This window comes from Streptacidiphilus sp. ASG 303, from assembly GCF_020991365.1.
In the GTDB taxonomy this organism is placed as follows: Bacteria; Actinomycetota; Actinomycetes; order Streptomycetales; family Streptomycetaceae; genus Peterkaempfera.
Genome location: NZ_JAJLRA010000018.1, coordinates 33,801 through 55,025, shown reverse-complemented (window position 1 = coordinate 55,025; position 21,225 = coordinate 33,801). Strand labels below are relative to the sequence as shown.

At 75.8% G+C, this 21,225-nt stretch carries 15 protein-coding genes and 1 pseudogene; 8 read left to right on the top strand and 8 right to left on the bottom strand.

Translation table 11 applies throughout. The features are described from left to right. Positions 1 to 34 precede the first annotated feature (34 nt). Complete coding sequence (locus tag LO771_RS20805) at positions 35 to 445, bottom strand: Fur family transcriptional regulator (protein WP_230654680.1); 411 nt, start codon at positions 443 to 445, stop codon at positions 35 to 37. Positions 446 to 908: 463 nt separating this feature from the next. Between LO771_RS20805 and katG the strand changes: the two genes are divergently transcribed. Continuing rightward, complete coding sequence (katG, locus tag LO771_RS20800) at positions 909 to 3,140, top strand: catalase/peroxidase HPI (RefSeq protein ID WP_230654678.1); 2,232 nt, start codon at positions 909 to 911, stop codon at positions 3,138 to 3,140. Between the two features lie 478 nt (positions 3,141 to 3,618). On the opposite strand, the gene LO771_RS20795 is transcribed toward katG, so the two are convergent. Further along, entirely contained in the window at positions 3,619 to 4,074 is a 456-nt protein-coding gene (locus tag LO771_RS20795; protein WP_230654675.1) for a hypothetical protein, read from the bottom strand. A 297-nt stretch (positions 4,075 to 4,371) separates the two neighbouring features. Further along, entirely contained in the window at positions 4,372 to 6,177 is a 1,806-nt protein-coding gene (locus LO771_RS20790) for a sulfatase (RefSeq protein WP_230654672.1), read from the bottom strand. A 262-nt stretch (positions 6,178 to 6,439) separates the two neighbouring features. Here LO771_RS20790 and LO771_RS20785 point away from each other — a divergent pair, with 262 nt between their 5' ends. Next, positions 6,440 to 8,164 carry a phospholipid carrier-dependent glycosyltransferase gene (locus LO771_RS20785; protein WP_374228207.1) on the top strand — a complete coding sequence of 575 codons (1,725 nt, stop codon included), beginning with the start codon at positions 6,440 to 6,442 and terminating at the stop codon, positions 8,162 to 8,164. 238 nt (positions 8,165 to 8,402) lie between these two features. Here the strand turns inward: LO771_RS20785 and LO771_RS20780 are convergent, their stop codons facing one another. From LO771_RS20780 to LO771_RS20760, 5 genes are all read right to left on the bottom strand, one after another. Then, the gene (locus LO771_RS20780; protein ID WP_230654669.1) at positions 8,403 to 10,550 is read right to left on the bottom strand and encodes a radical SAM protein; all 2,148 of its coding nucleotides are present in this window, start codon (positions 10,548 to 10,550) and stop codon (positions 8,403 to 8,405) included. Between the two features lie 139 nt (positions 10,551 to 10,689). Next, positions 10,690 to 12,027 (bottom strand): MFS transporter, encoded by a 1,338-nt coding sequence (locus LO771_RS20775; RefSeq protein ID WP_230654665.1) that lies wholly within the window; start codon positions 12,025 to 12,027, stop codon positions 10,690 to 10,692. A 235-nt stretch (positions 12,028 to 12,262) separates the two neighbouring features. Next, positions 12,263 to 12,991 (bottom strand): flavoprotein, encoded by a 729-nt coding sequence (locus tag LO771_RS20770; protein WP_230654663.1) that lies wholly within the window; start codon positions 12,989 to 12,991, stop codon positions 12,263 to 12,265. Continuing rightward, positions 12,988 to 14,352, bottom strand: a complete 1,365-nt coding sequence (locus tag LO771_RS20765) for a radical SAM/SPASM domain-containing protein (protein ID WP_230654659.1) — start codon at positions 14,350 to 14,352, stop codon at positions 12,988 to 12,990. Before LO771_RS20765 ends, LO771_RS20770 begins: the two co-directional genes overlap by 4 nt. A 237-nt stretch (positions 14,353 to 14,589) precedes the next feature. Next, on the bottom strand, positions 14,590 to 14,787 hold the full coding sequence (locus LO771_RS20760; RefSeq protein WP_230654656.1) for an aroma-sacti cluster domain-containing protein: 198 nt from the start codon (positions 14,785 to 14,787) through the stop codon (positions 14,590 to 14,592). A gap of 34 nt (positions 14,788 to 14,821) precedes the next feature. Here LO771_RS20760 and LO771_RS31675 point away from each other — a divergent pair. From LO771_RS31675 to LO771_RS20735, 6 genes and pseudogenes are all read left to right on the top strand, one after another. Then, positions 14,822 to 15,265: pseudogene (locus LO771_RS31675) on the top strand (response regulator transcription factor); the annotation flags it as partial. 192 nt (positions 15,266 to 15,457) lie between these two features. Next, a complete protein-coding gene (locus LO771_RS20755; protein ID WP_230654654.1) occupies positions 15,458 to 15,640 on the top strand; it encodes an aroma-sacti cluster domain-containing protein in 183 nt (60 codons plus the stop codon). Between the two features lie 116 nt (positions 15,641 to 15,756). Beyond that, on the top strand, positions 15,757 to 18,801 hold the full coding sequence (locus LO771_RS20750) for an AAA family ATPase (protein WP_230654652.1): 3,045 nt from the start codon (positions 15,757 to 15,759) through the stop codon (positions 18,799 to 18,801). Further along, a complete protein-coding gene (locus LO771_RS20745; RefSeq protein WP_230654650.1) occupies positions 18,798 to 19,676 on the top strand; it encodes a S8 family serine peptidase in 879 nt (292 codons plus the stop codon). The genes LO771_RS20750 and LO771_RS20745 overlap by 4 nt, the downstream gene beginning before the upstream one ends. Further along, complete coding sequence (locus LO771_RS20740; protein ID WP_230654647.1) at positions 19,660 to 20,214, top strand: GAF domain-containing protein; 555 nt, start codon at positions 19,660 to 19,662, stop codon at positions 20,212 to 20,214. The genes LO771_RS20745 and LO771_RS20740 overlap by 17 nt, the downstream gene beginning before the upstream one ends. Beyond that, a complete protein-coding gene (locus LO771_RS20735) occupies positions 20,207 to 21,202 on the top strand; it encodes a RimK family alpha-L-glutamate ligase (RefSeq protein ID WP_230654645.1) in 996 nt (331 codons plus the stop codon). The genes LO771_RS20740 and LO771_RS20735 overlap by 8 nt, the downstream gene beginning before the upstream one ends. Positions 21,203 to 21,225 lie beyond the last annotated feature (23 nt).

The window sequence follows — 21,225 nt, the reverse complement described above, 5'->3', positions numbered from 1 at the left end:
ACGGGCGGCGACCCGGCGGCCCCCGGCCCGGACGTCAGGCGCAGGACGGGCAGAGTCCGCGGTAGGTGACCTCGGCCCCGGACACCGTGAAGCCGAACCGCTCCTGCGCCGGGAGGTCGGCCAGCGGGTCGCCGGTCGGGCGGACGTCGCGGATGGCGCCGCAGCCGGAGCACACCAGGTGCTGGTGGGGGCGGTGCGCGTTGGGGTCGTAGCGCTTGGCGCGGCCGTCGGTGGAGACCTCCGCGACCTCGCCGAGGGCGACCAGCTCGCCCAGGGTGTTGTAGACGGTCGCCCGGGAGATCTCGGGCAGCCGCCGCGCCGCCCGGGCGTGCACCTCGTCGGCCGTGAGGTGCACGTGGTCGCCGTCGAGGACCTCGGCGACGACACGCCGCTGGGAGGTCATCCGCCAGCCGCGCCCGCGCAGCCGCTCCAGCAGGTCACTCATCTCGGTTCACCCGTTCGGGTTCGGCGGGACGCCCGCGGACCACCAGCGGCGCCCGGGCTCCGATCGGATATGGGTCTGGTGCACTTCTTGACTTGGACTCTGTCCATTGTAGGATCGTTTCAGGTGGTATCCAAGGGACAGGAAGGCTCCAGCAGGGCAGGAGACGGAGACGTGACAGGACCACCGCCGGGGAGGCGCGCGGTACCGGCCTGCGAGTGGCGGCCGCCCGCGTCGCGCCGCCCGGCACCGTCCGGACCGGCGACCGCACCGGCGCCGAGGCGGTCGCCTCCGCGCGTGCGCGGCCGGCGACGCCCCCTGCCCGACCACACGCGACCCGACCACACGCGACGACAGCGGCCTCCCGGGCGACGGGGCCGCGTGCGTCCGCCCGGCCCCGGGCACCGACCGATCCGCCGCCCCCAGCTCCCGAGCACCATGATCCGCCCGGTCCGGAAGGATTCCCATGACTGAGAACCACGATGCGATCGTCACCGATGCGAAGGCGGAGGGCGGAGGTGGCTGTCCGGTCCCGCACGGGCGCGCCCTGCACCCGACCCAGGGCGGCGGAAACCGCCAGTGGTGGCCGGAACGGCTCAACCTGAAGATCCTCGCCAAGAACCCCGCCGTGGCCAACCCGTTCGGCGAGGGGTTCGACTACGCCGAGGCCTTCACGTCCCTCGACCTCCCCGCGGTGAAGCGCGACATCGCCGAGGTGCTGACGACCTCGCAGGACTGGTGGCCCGCCGACTTCGGCCACTACGGCCCGTTCATCATCCGGATGGCGTGGCACAGCGCGGGCACCTACCGCATCAGCGACGGCCGCGGCGGCGCCGGGGCCGGCCAGCAGCGCTTCGCCCCCCTCAACAGCTGGCCGGACAACGCCAACCTCGACAAGGCCCGCCGCCTGCTGTGGCCGGTCAAGAAGAAGTACGGCCGGAGCCTGTCGTGGGCCGACCTCATGATCCTCGCCGGCAACGTCGCCCTGGAGTCGATGGGCTTCGAGACCTTCGGCTTCGGCGGCGGCCGCGAGGACGTCTGGGAGCCCGACGAGGACGTCTACTGGGGCCCCGAGACCACCTGGCTCGCCGACGAGCGCTACACCGGCGACCGCGAGCTGGAGAACCCCCTCGGCGCGGTCCAGATGGGCCTCATCTACGTCAACCCGGAGGGCCCGAACGGCACCCCGGACCCGCTCGCCGCGGCCCGCGACATCCGTGAGACGTTCCGCCGGATGGCGATGAACGACGAGGAGACGGTCGCCCTGGTCGCGGGCGGCCACACCTTCGGCAAGACCCACGGCGCGGGCCCGGCGGACAGCGTCGGCGCCGACCCCGAGGCCGCCCCGCTCGAGCAGCAGGGCCTGGGCTGGAGCAGCTCCTTCGGCACCGGCAAGGGCGGCGACGCGATCACCAGCGGCCTCGAGGGGATCTGGACGAACACCCCCACGACCTGGGACAACAGCTTCTTCGAGATCCTGTTCGGCTACGAGTGGGAGCTGTTCCGGAGCCCCGCCGGGGCGCACCAGTGGCGGCCGAAGGACAACGCCGGGGCCGGCACCGTCCCCGACGCGCACGACCCGTCGAAGAGCCACGCCCCGACCATGCTGACGACCGACCTGGCGCTCCGCGTGGACCCGGTCTACGAGCAGATCTCGCGGCGCTTCCTGGAGAACCCCGCGGAGTTCGCGGACGCCTTCGCCCGGGCGTGGTTCAAGCTGACCCACCGCGACATGGGCCCGGTCGTGCGCTACCTCGGCCCGGAGGTCCCGACCGAGACGCTGCTGTGGCAGGACCCCCTGCCCGCGGTGACGCACGAGCTCGTCGACGCCGGGGACGTCGCCTCCCTCAAGGGCCGGATCCTCGACTCGGGCCTGTCGGTGTCCCAGCTCGTCTCCACCGCGTGGGCCTCGGCCTCGTCGTTCCGCGGCAGCGACAAGCGCGGCGGCGCCAACGGCGCCCGCATCCGCCTCGAGCCGCAGAACGGCTGGGAGGTCAACGACCCGGACCGGCTGGCGGTGGTGCTGCGCACCCTGGAGGGGATCCAGCAGGACTTCAACGCCGGCCGGACCGACGGCAAGCAGGTCTCGCTCGCCGACCTGATCGTGCTCGGCGGCGCCGCCGCCGTCGAGAAGGCCGCCAGGGACGCCGGCTTCGCCGTGGAGGTCCCCTTCGCACCGGGCCGCGCGGACGCGTCGCAGGAGCAGACCGACACCGAGTCGTTCGCCGCCCTCGAGCCGACCGCCGACGGGTTCCGCAACTACCTCGGGAAGGGCAACCGGCTGCCGGCCGAGTACCTGCTGCTCGACCGGGCGAACCTGCTGACCCTGAGCGCCCCCGAGCTGACGGTCCTCGTCGGCGGCCTCCGCGTCCTGGGCGCGAACCACCAGGAGTCGCCGCTCGGCGTCCTCACCGAGACCCCCGGGGTGCTGACCAACGACTTCTTCGTCAACCTGCTCGACCTGGGCACGACGTGGAAGGCGACGTCCGGGGACGCGACCGTGTTCGAGGGCCGCGACGCCGCCACGGGCGAGGTCCGGTGGACGGGCAGCCGTGCCGACCTCGTCTTCGGGTCGAACTCCGAGCTGCGCGCCCTCGCCGAGGTCTACGCGAGCGACGACGCGAAGGAGAAGTTCGTGAACGACTTCGTCGCGGCGTGGGACAAGGTGATGAACCTCGACCGGTTCGACCTCCGCTGAGGCCGCGGCGTCCGGGCCGGCCCACGCGGGCCGGCCCGGACGCCCTCGGACCCTCCCCGGCTCCCGGCCCGCTCGGGCCGGGAGCCGCTCGGGCCGGGAGCCGCTCGGGCCGGGGGCCGCTCGGGCCGGGGGCCGGGAGCGGTGGCGCGCCGGTGCCGCTCGGCCTCTCGCTCCCGGCCCGGCCCTTCGGCGCCTCGAACGCCCACGGGCAGGTCACCGCATCCGCTGCTGACGGCGCCGGGAGCCAGGACCGCTGCCCGGTCCGCTGGTTCGTGGCTGGTCCCGGGCTGGGTTCCGCGCCGGTTCGGGGGGGATTCCCGGGTGAGTCGTCGGCTCGTGAGGTCGGTCATCGCGAGCCGGACCACGGCTTCGGAGCGGTGGGGGCGGAAGCGGCGTGGGGCGACCGCGCCCCGGAGGCCGGCGGGGACGGGCCCGTGGGTGCGGGCGTGGGCGGGGGCCGGCCGGTCCGGGTGGTGGGTCAGGCGCGGGCGGCCTCCCGCCGGCGGCGTGCCCGGCGCCGCATGTGGAGGAGGAAGCCTGCCGCGGCGAGCGTGGCCGCGTATCCGAGCACGGAGGCGACGGTCAGGACCGCGTCCCCCGACACCAGGTCGCGGCCGGCCGCCCCGGTCGCGTTGTGCAGCAGGTAGAACAGCACCTCCACCACCAGGAACGAGCCCAGCACCGCTCCCCCGCCCCGGGCACCGCGGGCGTACAGCACCGCGCCCGCCGCGAACCACAGCCCGGTCGCCACCAGCGGCACCCACAGCCCGCCCGGAGCCCTGCCGTGGCTGCCGTAGAAGTGCAGGTAGTACGGCACCTGCCACACGTAGTTCGCCACCGTCACCACCACCAGCGCCCCCAGGGCGCGCCCGTCGCGCGCCTCCGGCCGGACGCCCCGGCCCCCGTCGCCGGCCGTGCGCCACCGCTTCCCCATGCCGCGCCTCCCCTGTCAGGCGGCCCCGGCCCTCGCACCCCCTCCCCGCGGAGGAGGCCCGGCCCGCACCGGGACCGTACCGCCCGGCCGCCCGCCGCGGCAGCCGTCCGCACCCCGGACCGGGAGGACATGCGGGACCTCCCTGCCGGGCCGCTCCCCCACGCCTCCTCCTCCGGGACGAGGGCCGGTCCCGGCGGGCGGCCGGGCACGCGCCTCCGCCGCGGTCCCCCTGGAGCGGCTCCCGCGCCGCGGCCCCGAACGCCCCGGGCCCGACCGGCGAGGCGCCACCGGCTCAGGTCACCGGGGAGCGGCCTTGCCGCTGTAGGTCCTGAGGAAGCGGTCCCGGAAGGTGTCCATCCTCCAGACCGGGGCCGTCGGGCCGGGCCTCAGGCCGTCCTGCCAGCCCCAGCCGGACATCCGGTCCAGGACCTTCGGGTCGTGGGCGACGATCGCGATCGGGACGTCGTGGCCGGCGCCGTCGCCGCTGACGACGGGGGCGGGCTGGTGGTCGCCCAGGAAGACGAGCACGGTGTCGTCGGTGCCGTACTTCTCGACGAACGACACGAGGCTCTCCACCGAGTACCGGATGGAGCGCCCGTACTCGGTGCGCACCCGGGTCCGGCTCCGCCACACCTCGGCAGGGGTGCTCCCCTCCTTCCTGACGGCGTCGTAGACCGAGCCGTCGCCGACCTGGTCCCAGCCGATCGTCCGGGGGACGGGCGCCCAGGGGGTGTGGCTGGAGGTCAGGATGACCTCCGACATCAGCGGCCTGTCGTGCGGCCGACCGTGCTCCAGGCGCTGGAAGGCGGTCAGGCTGTACTGGTCGGGGACGGGCGACCAGCTGAACTTCGGCCCCCGGTAGCCCATGTGGCGGGAGTCGTAGACGTGGTCCAGGCCGTAGAAGGACGCCTCCGGCCAGGCGCGGGTGACGCCCGGCATGATGCCGACGGTCCGCCAGGCGCCGGTGCGCCGGAAGGCGCCGGTGAGGCTCATGCGGTCGCTGGAGGTCACGGTGCGGTAGCGCTGCTGGTTCGTGACCCACAGGCCCGACATGAAGGTCGAGTGGGCCAGCCAGCTGCCGCCCCCGAACGTCGGCGAGGTGAGGAAGGCGCTGCGGGAGGAGAAGCCGGCGGCGCGCAGGCTGCGGGTCCCGTCCGCGAGCGCGGCGTCGACCTGCGGCGCCATGAGGGAGTCCTGGACCGCGGTGCGGCCGTAGCTCTCGATGAAGGCGAAGATGACGTCCTTGCCGCGCAGCCCGGTCAGCAGCCGGTCGGGCGGGGTGCCGCGGAAGGGGTCCACGGCGGCCTCCCGGGCGAACTCCCGCTCGTCCGCCAGGCTCGCGCGGAGCTGCACCGCGTGGGCCTCGAGGTGCCGGGCGGCGGTGACGGAGGCGACCGGTGCGCCGGCGAGCTGCAGGCCGAGCGCCGCGCAGGTGATCCACACGGTGCCGAGCACCAGGGTGGTCCGCGTCGTCGCCGCACTGTGCCGGGCCGTCACACGGCTCAGCCGGAGCACGGCCAGCGCCGTGAGGACCACCAGGGCGAGGACGAGGAGCACGGCGCCGACCAGCGCGCCGATCGCGCCGGCCCGGCCGACCGCGTCCTTGAGGAAGTCCTCGCCGTCGCCGAGCAGCGGCCAGTCGAGCACGGGGTCGAAGGGCCGCACGAGGACCGACTGGAAGCCCATGTCGAGGAGGTCCAGGACGGTCAGCAGGCCGAGGACCGCACCGCCGAGCAGCGCCGCCGCCCGCCGTGCCCTCGGCGGCAGGAGGAGCAGCACGGCGGCGCCCAGGATCCCCTCCACGGGGATGCGTGCGAACGCGCCGGGGGTGAGGCGGTCGAGCCGGTCCGGCAGGAGGAGGGCCGCGAGCACGAGCACGGCGGCGAGGGCGGTGGTGCCCCGTGCCGCGGCCCGCGCCGCCCTCGGGTGCCTGCCCCGCCAACCGCCGGCTGCGGCGGCCGCGTCCGGTGCGTCCGGTCCGTCCGTGGCGGCGCCGGCAGCGGCGTCCTCCCGGTCCGTGGCGGCGTCGTCCGGTGCCGGTCCCTCCTCCGCGGCCGCCTTCTCAGCGTCCGTCAGCCGACGCGAGCCCGTGAAGAGCGACAATCCCGAGGTCCTTCCGTGCGGAGAACGGCAGTGGCAGGGCGGACCGGGTTCACCGTGCCGGGGCCGCCAACACCTGTACGGCCCGCGGGCGGTTTCGGTTCAATGCGGGCCGGACCGGCGGGGAGACGGTACCGGAGGGCGGGCATCCCGGTGAGGACCGCCCCGGGCGGCCGCCGGGGCCGTGCGGGGCCGCCCGGGGGCGCGCGGCGGGGATTCCCCGGACCGGCACGCGGCGCGCGCCGCCGCGTTAGGGTCGGGTCCCATGCGGGGGCAGGGCGTCATCGACAGCGCCGCCGGCGCCGACCCGGGGACCGTCCGGCGGCCCCGGCGGCCCCGGCGGTGGCCGTTCGCACTCGCCGTGGCCGCGCTGCTCGCCGGGATGGCCGCCGCGATGGTCACGACGGCGGTGGAGCAGACCCCGACCATCGACGAGCCCGTGTACGTGGGCACGGCCGTGGTCTACCTGCAGCAGCACAGCCTGCGGTACAACCCGGAGCATCCGCCGCTGGGCAAGCTCGTCATCGCGTCCGGGGCGGCGTTCGCCCACCCGCGCCTCGACCCCTCCTTCACCGGCGACCAGACGGCGCTCGGACGGCAGGTGCTCTACGCGTCGGGCAACGACCCGTGGCGGCTGATGCTGTGGGCGCGGCTGCCGGTGATCGCGCTGACGCTGCTCTTCGGGCTGGTCGTCCTCGGCTTCGCCCGCGACCTGGCCGGCCCGGCGGGCGGCCTGACGGCGCTCTCCCTGTACGCGTTCTCCCCGGACGTCATCGCCCACGGGTCGCTGGCGACGCTCGACGTGTCGGCGGCGGGCTTCCTGCTGACGTCGCTCTGGGCCGTGTGGCGGGCGCGGCACCGGCCGCTGCGCCACCTGCCGCTCGCCGGGGCGGCGCTCGGCGCGGCCGTCGCCACGAAGATGAGCGCGCTGCCCGCGGTCCCGGTGCTGATGCTGCTGGCCGTCCTGTCGGTGCGGTACGCCCACCGGGCCGACGGACCCGGGCCCGGGTCCGGGTCCGGGTCCGGGTCCGGGTCCGGACCCGGCCCGCGCGGCACGGCGCGGCTCCTCGCCCGCGGCGCCGGGGCGGCGGCGGCCGTGGCCCTGGTCGCGGTCGCGGTGGTCTGGGCCTCCTACCTCGCCGTCGACCCGCGGCTGCGGTGGGTCGCGCCCGGGAACACGCCGGTCGTGCACGGCCTGCGCGGGGCGGCCGTCGACCTGCTGCCCCTCCCGGAGGCGTACCGGGACGGGATGCGGATCCAGTTCGGGTTCGAGAACGCGACGTACGGCGGCTTCCTGTTCGGCCGGCCGTACCGGGGCGCGCTCTGGTACTACCTGCCGGCCGCGCTGCTGGTGAAGACGCCGCTCGGCATGCTCGCGCTGTGGGCGGCCGGCGCGGTGGCGGCGGTGCGGGTGCCGCGGCTGCGGCCGGCGGCGCCGTACGTGCTCCTCCCCACGGCCGTGCTGCTGGCCGCGGCGATGACCGGGTCCCGCGACTTCGGCGTCCGGTACGCCGTCTTCGTGCCGGTGTTCCTGGCCGTGGCGGCGGGCGGGGCGGCCGCGTGCCGCCACCGGTGGGTGCGTGTCGCGACCGCGCTGCTCGTGGTGTCCGTCGCGGTCGGCTCGCTGCGGACGTACCCGTACTACCTGCCGTACTCCAACGAGGCCTTCGGCGGGCCGTCAAGGACGCACCTGCTCCTGCACGACTCCAACGTGGACTGGGGCCAGGACCTGGGGCGGCTGGCCGACCGCCTCCGGCAGCGCTACCCGGGCGAGCAGGTCTGGCTGGTCTACAAGGGCAGCGGCGTGCCCGCCGCCTACGGCATCCGCGCGGCCGACCCGCGCGGCGTGCCCCCGGCGCGGGTGCACGGGCTGCTCGTCGTGTCGGACTCCTCGGCCGCCAGGGCCGACGACCGGCTCGCGGCGCTGATCCGCGGCGGCAGGCCGATCGACGAGGTCGGCCACTCGATCACGATCTACCGGAGGCCCTGACACCCCGGCCGCAGCCTGCGGTCCTCCCGCACGTGCGGCCCGGCCGCCCCGGTCGGCGCCCTCGCGCCCGGTCGCCCCGACCGCTCCCGCCCCCGCGGGGCGGGACGGCCCCCGTCAGCAGCCGGCGGCTCCCGGGCCGGGGCCGTCCTGCCCGCCGCCGCCCCGGCGCCCGACGTCCGGGGACCGGCGCCCTGGGCCCGGCGCCACCGGAGTGCGCCGGGCCGCAGGAGGCGCCGTCTCACTCCCGGGACCGCAGTGCGGCCATGACGCGCAGGGCCCGGCCCAGACCGCTGCCGGCGGACAGGTCCAGCCCCGGGGGCAGGGCGACCGGCCGGCCCTGTGCGGGCAGCAGGACGCCGGACGTGCCGGGCCGGGCGCCGCCCGCGCCCCGCAGCCACGCGGCGAAGGACGGCGCGGTCGTGTCGAGGTTCCCCTTGCTCCTGCGGATCATCTCCTCCAGCAGGTCGTCGGTGCTGGTCAGCGTGTCGACGGAGGCGAACGGCACGGTCACGGCCGTCTCCTCGACCAGCCGGACGCGCGGCGGCTCGCCGGACCGGTCCGCCGGCCACAGCCGCCGGCCGAACCGGGTGAAGTACAGGAGGCTGTGGGCCGAGTCGATGCCGCCCACGAAGGGCCGGTCGAAGGGCCCCCGCCGGATCCGGTCGGCGTGCTCCCGGGGGATCCGGGCGTCCGAGGACTCCGGCCAGTGCTCGGCACCGGACCCGCGTTCCCGCCACGGCAGGTACCGGTGGATGTCGTCCGAGGGCGAGGGCGGGAGCAGCTCGATCCCGAAGCGGTCGGGCTGCTTGGCGACGATGGACCCCGGTGTCAGGGAGAACACGCCGATCCCGGCGGTCGTCCACAGGTCCCGGTGCTCGTGGAGGAACGCGTAGGTCGTCCGGGCCTCCTCCCCCGTCTCGGTGGGGAAGTCCGTGAAGCCCATCATCTGGGCGGCGACGCCGTGGCGCGCCAGTTCGGCGAGGACCCCGGGGACCTGGTCGATCCTGACGCCCTTGTCGATGAGGTCGAGGATCCGCTGGGAGCCGGACTCGTACCCGAAGGAGACCGCGACGCAGCCGGAGGCGGCCAGCAGCCCGCCGACGGAGCGCTCGGGCAGGGTCCGCTCGAGGCGCAGCTCGGCGCTCCACCTGATGCCGAGGTCCGACTCGGCGAGTGCGGCGCAGAGGCGGCGGAGGTAGCGCGGGGACATGGCGTCCACGGCGAAGTACACCACCCTTCCGTGCTTGGTCGCCTCACGGAGGTCGTCCAGGACGACGGGCACGGGCCGTTCGCGCGACGGGGAGGTCGGCCGGTCGGTGTTCAGGCCGTAGTCGCAGAAGGTGCACTTGTTCCAGTAGCAGCCGCGGGTGGGGCTGTAGAGGACCACGGGCTCCGGGGACCAGTACCGGTGCCACTCCCAGACGTCGTAGGCCGGGGCGGGCAGCGTGGCGACGCTCTCGTACGCGACGCCGGCCGCGGGCGCGGAGCGCGTCATCGCCCCCCTGACGCCGTCGGGCCCGGAGCCGTCGCGGACGGCGTCGAGGAGGTCGACGAGCACCGTCTCGCCCTCGCCGGGGACGACGACGTCCGCGTCGCGGAAGACGCGCCACAGGGCGTCCGGGTCGTCGGTGTACTTGACGACGTCTCCGACCTCGGTGCCGCCGAAGACGACCAGGGCGCCGGGGGCGAGCTCCCGGACCAGGCGGGCCATGCGCAGGGCCACCGGCAGCTGGCTCGTGTAGGCGACGGAGAAGCCCACCAGGCCCCAGGGCCGCTCGCGCAGGAGGGGGGCGAACCCGTCCGCGAGGTACCCCTCGAAGGGGCGGGACACGGCGTCGGCCACCGCGGGGTCGGACAGGTCGGCCGTGCTGCACAGGTTCACACCGGACTTGGTCCGCAGGGAGAAGCCGTCGAGCGACCCGGGCGGCATGTCGAGCGACAGCAGGTCCCACCAGCGGTGCATGACCGCCACGGCACGGCTGTAGGTGGGCGGGTGGTAGAACAGCTCCGGGTCCCGGAAGACCGCGACGGCCTCCTGGGCCGAGGTGGCGGTCAGCCCCTCGGCGGAGAGCGCGAGGCGGTACCGGATCTCGTCCAGCCGCGTCGTGGAGGCCGCCTCCCCGATCCGGGCCCGGATCCGGCGGGCCCGTCCGACCAGCGCGCCGAACTGGTCGGGACGGGCCAGGTACTCGAACGCGTCGAGGTTGGCGTCCACGCAGCGGTACGCGCGGTGGCCCGCCTCCCGGGCCGCCCCGACGAGGTACGGGATGGAGTGGTACGGGGTGGTCGGGTCGGTCAGCGGCGGGTTGACCAGGAGGTAGGGGACGTCGCTGCCCTTCCTGCCGGACGGCCCGCCGACCTCCACGAGCGGAACGAACACGTTCATCGCTGCACCTCCTGTCGTGTCGGCGTGCTCCGCCAGAACGTGGCGCCGCCGGGACCGCGCACCCCGCCGGGCGGCGGGGCGGGGAGCGGCGGGGCGGGGAGCGGCGGGGCGGGGAGCGGCGGGTCCCCGGCGGCGGCGCTCACCGGCCGGTCCCCCCGGCCGGCGCGGTGGCCGCCGCGGCTGCCCGTCGCGGGGCGTACTCGTCACCCGTCCGGTAGGTGCGGAACGCCGGCCGGGTGAGGGCGAGGAGGACGGTGACCGCGATGGCCGCCCCCGCGACCGGGAAGAAGGGCTCCACGCCCAGCCGCCGCACCCCGAGGCCCGCGAGGGCGACGGAGACGGGGAACGTGCCCATCACGGCGAGCATCACCAGGCTCATGACCCTGCCGATGAGCGCGGGCGGCGTCCACACCTGGAGCATGGTCACGGCGACGATGTTCTGCCATCCGCTGGCCACGCTGTAGACGCCGACGGCGAGCGCGGCCCCGGCGAGGCCGCCGGCGAAGGGCACCGCGGCCAGGCCCGCCCCCATGGCCGCGGCCAGCGCCGCGAACAGGTAGGCGGGTGACCGGACGCCTCCGGTGCGGGTGGCCAGCAGGGAGCCGAGCAGTCCGCCGAGGCTGAGGACGGTCAGCAGGAGGCCGTAGCCCGCGGCGCCGAACCCGTCCCGGGCGAAGGCGGGGAGCGCGACCTCGATCGTGCCGTTGAACGCCAGGTTGCAGACCAGCGCCACCACGAGGACGACCCGCAGGAGCCCTCCCCGCCCGAGCAGTTCGAGGAGGGTCGGCGGCGGGTCCCCGGCGGCGGCGCCCCCGCCCCCGGCGCCGTCCGCCGCGGCCGCGGGCGCGTCCGCGGGCTCCTCCGCGGCCGGCCTCGGCCGCATGCCCAGCAGGGCGGCCGCGGACACCACGAACGACACGGCGTCGACGACGAGTGCCGCCCCGGGGCCGGACGCGGCGACCAGCGCGCCGCCGGCGGCCGGGCCCAGCAGGCCGCCGGCCTGGTTGACCATGGTGGACAGGGCGTTCCCGCGCCCGAGGTCCTCCTTCGGGAGCAGGGCCGGGAGCACCGTGTAGGACGCGGGGACGAAGAGGCCGGCGCCGGCGCCGAGCACCACGGCGACCGGTGCCAGGTGCGCGAGTGCCGGTGCCCCCGACAGGGCGAGCACGGCGAGCACGGCGACGGCCACGGCCCGCACAGCGTCCGTCAGCAGCATGACCCGCCGGCCGCCGAACCGGTCCGCCGCGATGCCGCCCAGAGGGATCGTCACGACCCTGGTGATCCCGTAGCAGGCGAGCACGGTGCCCAGCAGGACCGTGCCGCCGTCCCGGGAGAGCACCAGCCAGGGGAGGGCCACGGCGTAGCAGTAGTCGCCGATCGTCGAGGCGAACTGCCCCGCGAGCAGCAGCCGGAAGGGACGGACCCCGAGCAGCCCGCCGGTCCGCGGACCGCGCAGCCCGCCTGCGAAGCCTGGCACCTGGTCTCCTCCTCGTACCGGTGGCGCGTCGAGCCCGTCCACGTCCCGTCCGCCGGGCCGCCGTGCGGCCGCCCGTCACCGCCGCACGGCGCTCCCTGGCGCCTCCTCGCCGTTCCCTGCCGTTCGCTGCCGCTCCCTGCCGCGCCCCTGGGGCCTCCGCGCCGCTCCGGGTCCCGTGCCCGGCGGCGGGCGGACGGCGGGCGGCGGGCGGCGGGCGGCGGGCGGCGGGCGGCGGTCACGTGGCGGCCGCGCCCCGCACGCCGAGCTCCATGCGGCGGAGTTCGCCCACCATCGCCGCGACGGCCGCGGGCGGGCGGAGGCCGACGTTGGTCTGCATGCTGCGGGTGGCGATCTCCCAGCCCCTCACCGGCACCGGTTCGACGACGACGTGGCCGTCGGCGCGGAGCTGCGCCACGTTCCGCCGGACGCTCGGCTGCTCCCACATGCGGCGGTTCATGCAGGGGAAGAAGACGGCCGGGCGTTCGTAGGCGAGCAGCGCCGAGCTGAGCAGGCCGGAGGCGAGGCCGTGGGCCGCCTGGCCGAGCATGTTCGCGGTGGCGGGCAGCACGACGAACCGCTCGGCCCACATCGCCAGGCCGACATGGCCGGCTGCGAGCTCGTCCACGCCGTCGCAGTAGACCTCGTCGCAGATCAGCCGCAGCGCCGCGGCAGGCAGGATCGCGGCCGCCGACCTCGTCATGACGGCCCGGATCTCGACGTCGTCGCCGCTGCGCAGGGCGAGCAGGTAGGCGGGCAGCGAGAGGACGTTGCCGGATCCGCAGACGCCGACCAGGAGGCGGCGCGCGCCGGGAGCGGCGGCCCCGTCCCCCGGGGCGCCGTCCCCCGGGGCCGCGTCCGGCGTGGCTGCGCCCGGCGTGGCTGCTTCCGGCGTGGCTGCTTCCGGCGTGGCCGCTTCCGGCGTGGCCGCGTGCGCCGGCGCGCCGTGCAGGTCGGACGCCGTCACCGGTCTGCGAGGGCCTGCTCGGGAACCGGCCCGAGGCCGCACTGCGCGGCGACGAGGTCCAGCCGGTCCTGGATGTTGAACTTGTAGCTGGGGCACGGGGGATGGCCCTCCTGCCAGGCCTTGGGGCAGGCGCCTCCGCACGTCGGCATGAAGACGCAGGAGGAGCACCAGGTCCTCCCCCGGCCGATGTCGTCGTTCCAGTCGTCGAAGGGCCCCTTCGGCCGCGCGGTGCCGAGGCCCGCCCGGCTGATGTGGACCAGCGGGAGGTCGCGCTCCGCCTCCGGAACCAGCGGGTACTCACTGCACGAGAAGATGTTCCCGGTACTGCTGATGATCTCCGCCGCGGTCGTGGTCGCCGGGCAGACGACCTTCTTCGGGACCCGCGGGACCAGGGGGACGGACATTCCGTGCCGGTGCAGGAGCCGAAGCCAGGCGGTTTCCTGGTCCGCGAACCGCTGCTTGGCCACCTCGATTCCCGAGACGTCGTTCCCCCACGAATGGACGGGCACGATCGAGAACGACACGTTCGGCTTTGCGAAACCCAGTCCCGCCATCAGTTCGATGTACCGGGGAATGCCGTCCTGATTGTGCACGTCGACGTTGGTGCGGAATGTGAAGTGGACCGATCGGAAATCCTCCTCGTCGACCGCAGCGCGGACGGTCCGCACGATGCTCCAGAAGGAGCCGCGGCCGCTCTTGAGGGGGCGGTGGGCGTCGTGGACCTCCGGCGGGCCGTCCACGGTGATCTCGAAGTGGGTGAGCCCGCACGTGCGGATCAGCGTGTCGACCTTCCGCGGTGTCAGCAGGCTCCCGTTGGTGACGAGGACGGAGGAGTAGGCCACCCCGCGCTCCTGCGCGGCGCGCACGAACCGCGGCGCGAGGTCGCGGATGACGGCGTAGCCCATCATCGGCTCGGCGCCGAACCAGTCGATGCGGACCCGCTCGGTCGACGGCGCGCCGATGGCGCGCAGCACCCGGTCGCGCACCTGGTCGCGGTGGGTGCTCGTGAGGGCTCCGCGCCGGTGCTCCTGTCCGCAGTAGGCGCACCCCATGTTGCAGTAGGACGTCGGGAGGAGGGAGATCTGCACGGCGGAGCGGTCGGCGGAGGCGCGCCGGTTGCGGTCGAGCACCGCCGCCGTCTCGTCCTCGTCGGCGGGGACGACGATCCGTGCGTCGCGGAGCACGTCCAGCCAGGGGGACGGGACGCCGGCGAGGCTCCCGGCCAGCAGGGCCCCGGCGATGTCCGCGGTGACGGCCACGACCTTCGCCGTCCTGGTGCCGTACAGCAGCCGTACGCCCACGCCGGAGCCGTCGCCGTACGTCCTGTCACTGACCACCAGGTAGCGGCTGACCTTCTCCATGACTCTTCCTCCCGGGCTCCGGATCGGACCGTCGTGACGGGCGCGGCCCGCGGCGGCGAGGGGGCCGGCCCGGCACGCCGCCGCGGGCCGCAGGGGCCTCCGGTGCCGCGGCACGGGCCGGCCCCGCACGGACCGGGGCGGCGGGGGAGGCGCAGGCCCTCCACCGCTCCGGCGTGCCCCCGGGCGGGGGACGGCGGGGCTGCGGGGAGGGCCTGCGCCGGCCCTCTGGCGGTCAGCTCAGCAGAGGACGTTCACCTGGTTGTCGTTCACCTGGCCCTCGACCTCGCTCGCCGCGGCGTTCAGCCGGCCCTGGATCGAGCTCAGGACGGCGACCTCGTCCGGGCTGAGCGAGGAGAACACCTCGCGCTCGGTCTCGGACAGCAGGTCGACGGGGGTTCCGGCCTTGCGCAGGGCTTCCAGTGTCTCCTGGGGCATGTCTCGCTCCTTCTGAAGATGACCACCGGGGTCGGTGCCTGAAAGACTCCTCCCGGGTCCGGCCGGCCGGGCATCCCTCAATCGACTAGGGATCCGGGCGGGGCGCGGACCCGAATCCGCGGCCCTTCCCGCGGCCCTTCCCGGCCGCAGCGGAACGGCGCGCGGGGCGCGGCGGAAGGGAGGATTCCCCTCCACTTCCGGCCCCGCGCACAAGGGAAAAGGACGGGCCGCCGAATGCTTGTCCCGTACATGCGGCGGGCTCTACCATGCGTGCGTGGGCGATGAAACCCCCGTGGCCTTCCACCAGAAACACATCCCCTCCGGAACAGTGCGCCTGACGAGACGTGAATTGCGTATCGCCTCCCTCATGGCGACGGGGGCCTCGAACCGCCAGGTCGCCGAGGACCTCTTCATCAGTCCGCACACCGTCGCCGCCCATTTGGGGAACATGCTCAGGAGGGTGGGCGCGTCGAACAGGACGGAATTGATCGCGCGCCTGTACTCCATGGGAGTCCTCCGGCAGGGGGCGTGGCCGCCCCTCCCCTCCGACGGGCCGGCGCCCCCGGCCGCACGCGCGGCGGCCGGGTCCCCCCGTCCCGCAGTCGCCATCCGCTCGACCGGTCCGGCGTCCGCCGGTCCGGCACCGCACGGGAATGAGGTACCGGTAGCCATGACCTTCGACGCACTGGACGCCCTGCGGGAGGCCGGACACCCGGTCGACCTCCTCGCCGTGGAGCAGCGATCCGTCCTGGCCGGCCTGAGCGAGTCCGAGGTCGCGGTGCTGAACTCGGTGAAGGACCGCCTGGAGGCCGCGGCCGGCGAGGTGGAGGGCCAGGAGCTCAAGCTGCTGTGAGCGGCCGGGCGCACTGCCGCGGGTGCCACGCGCCCGTCGCCGACAGGGCGCGGTTCTGCTCGGAGTGCGGGTCCCCCCTGGGACAGCGGGCACCCGCGTCGGACACCCGCAGGATCGTGAGCGTCGTCTTCATCGACCTCGTCAGCTCGACGGCGCTCGCCGGGTCGCTGGACCCCGAGGCCCTGCGGGTGACCATGGACCGCTACTACACCGCCTGCACGACGGCCGTCGCCGACCACGGCGGGGTCGTCGAGAAGTTCATCGGCGACGCGGTGATGGCCGTCTTCGGGGCCTTCCGCAGCCACGAGGACGACGCGCTGCGCGCGGTCCGGGCGGCGTGCGCGCTGGTCGACGCGCTGGAGGGCCTCAACGCGGACCTGGAGCGCGGGTTCGGCCTGAGGCTGGACGTCCACAGCGGGATCGCCACCGGCGAGGCGGTCGTGGTGGGGGACGCCGGCGGCGGGGCCCGCGTGGTCGGCGACGTCGTGCACACCGCGGCCCGCCTGCAGTCGCACGCGGCGGCGCACGAGATCCTGATCGACGACGACACGGCCCGGCTGGTCGGGGCGTGGGTCCGGTTGGAGGGCCTCGCGCCCCTCTCGCTCAAGGGGAAGCCCGGCCCCGTCACGGCCTGGCGCGCCGTCGAGGTGCTTCCCGGACCGGCCCGGGAGGACACCGTCGCGCTGATCGGCCGGGAGGCGGAGCTGGAACAGCTGCGCCGGGCCTACGCCCGGGTGCGCCGGGACCGGACCTGCGCGCTCGTCACCGTCGTCGGGACGGCGGGCATCGGCAAGTCCCGCCTGCTGAGGGAGTTCCTGGCGAATCCGGCGGCCGCCGGGGCGTCGGTGCTCCGCGGGACCTGCCGGGCCTACGGCGCCGGACTCACCTACTGGCCGGTCGCCGATGCGGTGTGGTCGCTGCCGGGAGGCTGGGAGGAGGCAGCGGGCGTCCTCACGGCGGACCGGCCGGACGGGCGGCGCGCGGTCGACGCGCTGGCCGCCGCACTGGACCTGGCCACCGGCGCCGGACGGCCCGTCAGCGTCGCGGAGATCGCGTGGGCCTTCCGGTGCCTCGTGGAGGCGCTCGGCCGGCGCGGCCCGCTGATCGTCGTCCTGGAGGACTTCCACTGGGCGGAGCCGACCCTCCTCGACCTGGTGCAGGACGTGGCCGAGGGGGTCACCGACGCCGAGGTGCTGCTGCTGTGCGCCGCACGGCCGGACATGCCCGGGAGCCGCTCCGCCTGGGCCGGGGGGTCCGGGCACGCCGCGGCCGTCGTCGAGCTCGGACCGCTCACCGACGGGCAGACCAGGGAGCTGGTCAGGCTGACGGCCGAGCGGGCGGAGGTCTCCGCCCAGTCCATGACCCTCACCGACGAGGCCCTGGACCGGATCGTCGGGGAGTGCGACGGCAACCCGCTGTTCGCCGAGCTCCTGCTGGAGCGCCCCGTCGGCGACGTGCCGGCCCCGGGCCTGCCCGCCAGCATCCGGGTCCTGCTGGCCGCCTGGCTGGACCGGCTGCCGGCCACCGACCGCGAGGTGCTGGAGCGTGCCGCCGCCGTGGGGTGCGACTTCACCGCCGAGGACGTGCGCGTGCTGGCCGGGGACGCGCCGGCCCTCGCCGGGGACGTCCTGGACGCCTCCCTGCGCAGGCTCCTGCGGTCGCGCGCCGTCCACCCCTCCGGACCGCCCGGCGCCTACCGGTTCTCCCGCCCGCTGGCCCGGGACACGGTCTACGAGATGACGTCCAAGGCCCGGCGCGCCACCTGGCACACCCTCCTCGCCGACCGGCTGGCCGACCGGGCGGGCGGCGGGCGGCACGCGGGGACCGCGGGCTCCGCGGGGTCGGCCGCGGACGGGGACCTCGCCCACCACCTGGAGTCGGCGTGCCGGCTGCTGGGCGAGGTCCATCCGGGCGACCCCCGGCTGCCGGACCTGACCGGGAGGGCCGCGCACGCGCTGGTGTCCACCGGCTACCGAGCCCTGCGCCGCAGGGACCTCCCGGCGGCGGTCTCGCTCCTGGAGCGCGGCCGCGACCTCGTCGCCCCGGGCGATCCGGAGCACCGCGTCCTCGCCATCCGCATCAGCGACGCCCACGCGGGCCTCGGGCTGTGGGACAGGGCCCGCGCGGCGGTCGGGGAGGCGGAGAGGAGGAGCGCCGGGGACCCGCGCACGCGGCGGACCTGCACGATCCAGCGGCAGCTGGTCGACCTGCGGTCCGGGCTGCCGGTGCCGCCGCCGGACGCGCTGGCACGGGACGTGCGGTCGGATCCGGACGACGACCTCAGCTGGTGCCGGTTCCACCAGCTCGCATCGCTCCGCAGCTTCGCCGACGGGCGGATCGGCGCCGCGGAGTCCGCCGTGCGCGACGCGCTCCTCAGGGCGCGCGCGGCCGGCGACGGCTACGAGGAGGACCGGCTGCTCGCGTCGGTCTGCGAACTGACGCAGTGGTCCCCCACCCCGGTGTCCGAGGGGATCGCCCTGTGCGGGGAGCTGGCCGCCCGGTTCGACACGGACCGCTCCCTCCTGGTGCCCGTCCTGCTCACCCGGGCGCGGCTCCAGGCCTTGGCCGGCCTGCTCGGCGAGGCGCGCGACGGACTGGAGCAGGCGCGCCGGCACGCCGCCGACCTCCAGCTCACGCTCGGCGCCGTCGCCGCGGACCAGGCCGCCGGCCTGGTCGCCTCCCTCTCGGGCGACCACGCGGACGCCCTGCGGCACTACGGGACGGCCGCCGACCGGCTGCACGGGCTGGGCCGGGGGACGACGGCGGCGACCCTGCGGATCTACGCGGCGCGTGAACTGCTCCGCGCCGGCGACACCGCGTCCTGCGCCGCGGCGCTGCGGGCCCTGGACCCCGCACGGCTGGAGACCCGCGGGCGGCTCGTCCTCCTGGCCCTGCGGGCCCGGCTGGGCGCGACGGGCGCGTGGCCCGGCGACCCGGTCGCGGCCGCCGAGGAGGCCGCCGCGCTCCTCGGGAGCACCGACGACCCGGTCCTCACCGGCGACGTCCGGTTCGAGACGGCCCGCGCCCTGGACGCCTGCGGCATGCGGGACCGGGCCCGGCTCGCCGCGCGGGAGGCCCTGGCGAGCTTCACCGCGAAGGGTGCCGAACTGCCGTGCCGGGATGTGCGGTCCTGGCTCGCCGCACGAGGGGGGACGCCGTGAACGACCTGCCGTGGAGACGCCCCGCGGCGTCCTACGTCCCGGGGATGCCGGCCTGGAGCGCGAGGACCAGCACCGCGGCCCCGGAGGAGTTCCGGATCAGCTCGCTGTCCGAGGTGTCGCCGCAGTGGGCCTGGGGCGGCGCGGACGGGTCGGGGGTCCGGGTGTGCGTCGTCGACAGCGGGGTCGACGGCGGGCACCCCCTCGTCGGCGGGCTCGACCGGTCGGTGAGGGTCGTCGAGGACCCCGGCGGCACCGTGGACGTCGTCGACTGCCCCCCGGCGGACCGGGCCGGCCACGGGACCGCCTGCGCCGGGGTGATCCGCTCCCTCGCGCCGGCGGCGTCGGTGTCCTCGGTGCAGGTGCTGACCGACGGCAAGTCGGGCAGCGGCGCGGCCCTGATCGCCGGTCTCTCGTGGGCCGTCGACGAGGGCTTCGACGTGATCAACCTCAGCCTGGCGACGACGCAGGCCAGGTTCTCGGCGCAGCTGCACGACCTGGCGGACCGCGCGTACTTCCGCCGGTGCGTGCTGGTCGTCTCGGCCCACAACCGGCCGGTGGCCAGCTACCCCTGGACGTTCTCCTCGGTGGTCTCGGTCGCCAGCCACGACGAGTCCGACCCCATGGCCTACTACTACAACCCCGCCCCTCCGGTGGAGTTCCACGCGCGCGGCGTCAGGGTGCCGGTGGCCTGGCCGGGCGGCGGGACGATCCGCTCCACCGGCAACAGCTTCGCCGCGCCGCACATCTCGGGGCTCTGCGCGCTCGTGCTCAGCAAGCACAGCTGGCTCACGCCGTTCCAGCTCAAGTCGGTCCTGTTCATGTGCGCCGGCAACGTGGCCGGCCGACTCGGAGGTGCCCATGACGCGATCCGCTGACCTCGAGGCGACCACCGAGCGCCGCCTCCTCCAGTCCGTGGTGGAGGTCGCCCGCCACGCGTTCGGGGCGGCCGCGTCGTCGGTCTTCCTCGTCGCCCGGGACACCGGGGAGCTGGTGTTCGAGGCCGTCGCCGGGGAGGGGGACGACACGCTCGTCGGGACCCGGTTCCCCGCCGGCACGGGGATCGTCGGCTGGGTCGCCGCCTCGGGCCAGTCCATGCTCGTGGACGACCTGCGGGAGTCCCCGTACTTCTCCAACGAGGCCGCGGAGTCGACCGGGTACGTGCCGAACAGCATCATGGCGGCGCCGCTGTTCAGCGAGGACGACTGCATCGGCGTCCTGGAGGTGCTCGACCGCGGGGTCCACGGCGTGCGGGAGACGGCCGACGTCGCCCTGCTGGACCTGCTGGCCGACCAGGCGGCCATCGGCCTCGAACTGCTGACACGGCTGCGCGCCTCCGCGCCGGACCGGAGGTCGGACAAGGCCCTGCGCCTGCTCGAGATGGCGGAGTCGCTGCTGGCGAACCCCCGTGGCTGACCACCGGGCCCTCCTGATGAGCAGGCGGGGCGACACGGAGGCCGCGGGGCTGGCCTCGGTCCTCCGGCGGATCGGCGTGCCCTGCGTCCGCATCGACGCGGACGGCCTGGACTCCCTGGTGCTCACGGTCGACGCCGGCTCCGGCACGGTGGCGGTGTCCGGCAGCCGGTTCGTCCCCACCGTCACCTGGGTGCGCCACTTCTCGCCGCGGGCCGCGCCGGGACCGCCGGGACCGGCCGCCGCCATGCTCCACCGGGACTCGTGGGCCGCCCTCGCCCTCCAGCTGTCCACGGTGTCCGGGGCGGTCGTCGGCGGCCCGTGCCCCGGGCAGCTGGAGCAGCTCGCACGGGCGGCCGCCGCGGGCGTGCGCACCCCCCGCACCCTGGTGACCACCGATCCCGCGGCCGCGGCGGAGGACCTCCCCTGCGACCGGTACGTCGTCAAGGCGCTGGACCGGCACTTCGTCGAGCCCGAGCCCGGCGTACTGGCGTGGTTCCTCCCGCAGGTCGTGGAGCGGGCGCGGCTGGCCGAGGTGTCCGGCTTCGCGGGGGCACCCGTCGTCCTCCAGGAGCACGTGCCCCACGACGCGGAGCTGCGGGTCTACGTCGTGGGCGGGGAGACCGTCGCGTTCGATGTCGCCAAGGAGGCGCCGGGCGACATCTGGTCGCACCCCGAGCGGGTCGGGGTGCGCCTCGTCGAGCCGCCCGCCCCGGTCGCGGACGCGGCGCGCGCCCTGGCCGGGGAGTGGGGCCTCACCTACGGCGCGTTCGACTTCCTGGTGGACGGCCGGGAGCCCGTCTTCCTCGAGGTGAACGGGCACGGCGACTGGCACTGGTTCGAGCGCCGGGCGGGCGTCGGGGCGGTCGGCGAGGCGGTGGCGCGGACCGTGCGGGACCTGCACCGGTCACTCGTCCCCGAGGGGGGGCCGGGGACGCGGGGCGTCGGCCTCCTGGCGTTCCTGGGCGCGGCGCGCGGCGCCGCCGCCTGAGGCCGCATCCGGGGAGGAACGGC

Bases quoted from the DNA above. Each gene is read 5' to 3' on its own strand.
- LO771_RS20780 (WP_230654669.1), bottom strand. From the start codon at position 10,550: ATGAACGTGTTCGTTCCGCTCGTGGAGGTCGGCGGGCCGTCCGGCAGG.
- LO771_RS20795 (WP_230654675.1), bottom strand. From the start codon at position 4,074: ATGGGGAAGCGGTGGCGCACGGCCGGCGACGGGGGCCGGGGCGTCCGG.
- LO771_RS20785 (WP_374228207.1), top strand. From the start codon at position 6,440: ATGCGGGGGCAGGGCGTCATCGACAGCGCCGCCGGCGCCGACCCGGGG.
- katG (WP_230654678.1), top strand. From the start codon at position 909: ATGACTGAGAACCACGATGCGATCGTCACCGATGCGAAGGCGGAGGGC.
- LO771_RS20760 (WP_230654656.1), bottom strand. From the start codon at position 14,787: ATGCCCCAGGAGACACTGGAAGCCCTGCGCAAGGCCGGAACCCCCGTC.
- LO771_RS20805 (WP_230654680.1), bottom strand. From the start codon at position 445: ATGAGTGACCTGCTGGAGCGGCTGCGCGGGCGCGGCTGGCGGATGACC.
- LO771_RS20765 (WP_230654659.1), bottom strand. From the start codon at position 14,352: ATGGAGAAGGTCAGCCGCTACCTGGTGGTCAGTGACAGGACGTACGGC.
- LO771_RS20740 (WP_230654647.1), top strand. From the start codon at position 19,660: ATGACGCGATCCGCTGACCTCGAGGCGACCACCGAGCGCCGCCTCCTC.
- LO771_RS20755 (WP_230654654.1), top strand. From the start codon at position 15,458: ATGACCTTCGACGCACTGGACGCCCTGCGGGAGGCCGGACACCCGGTC.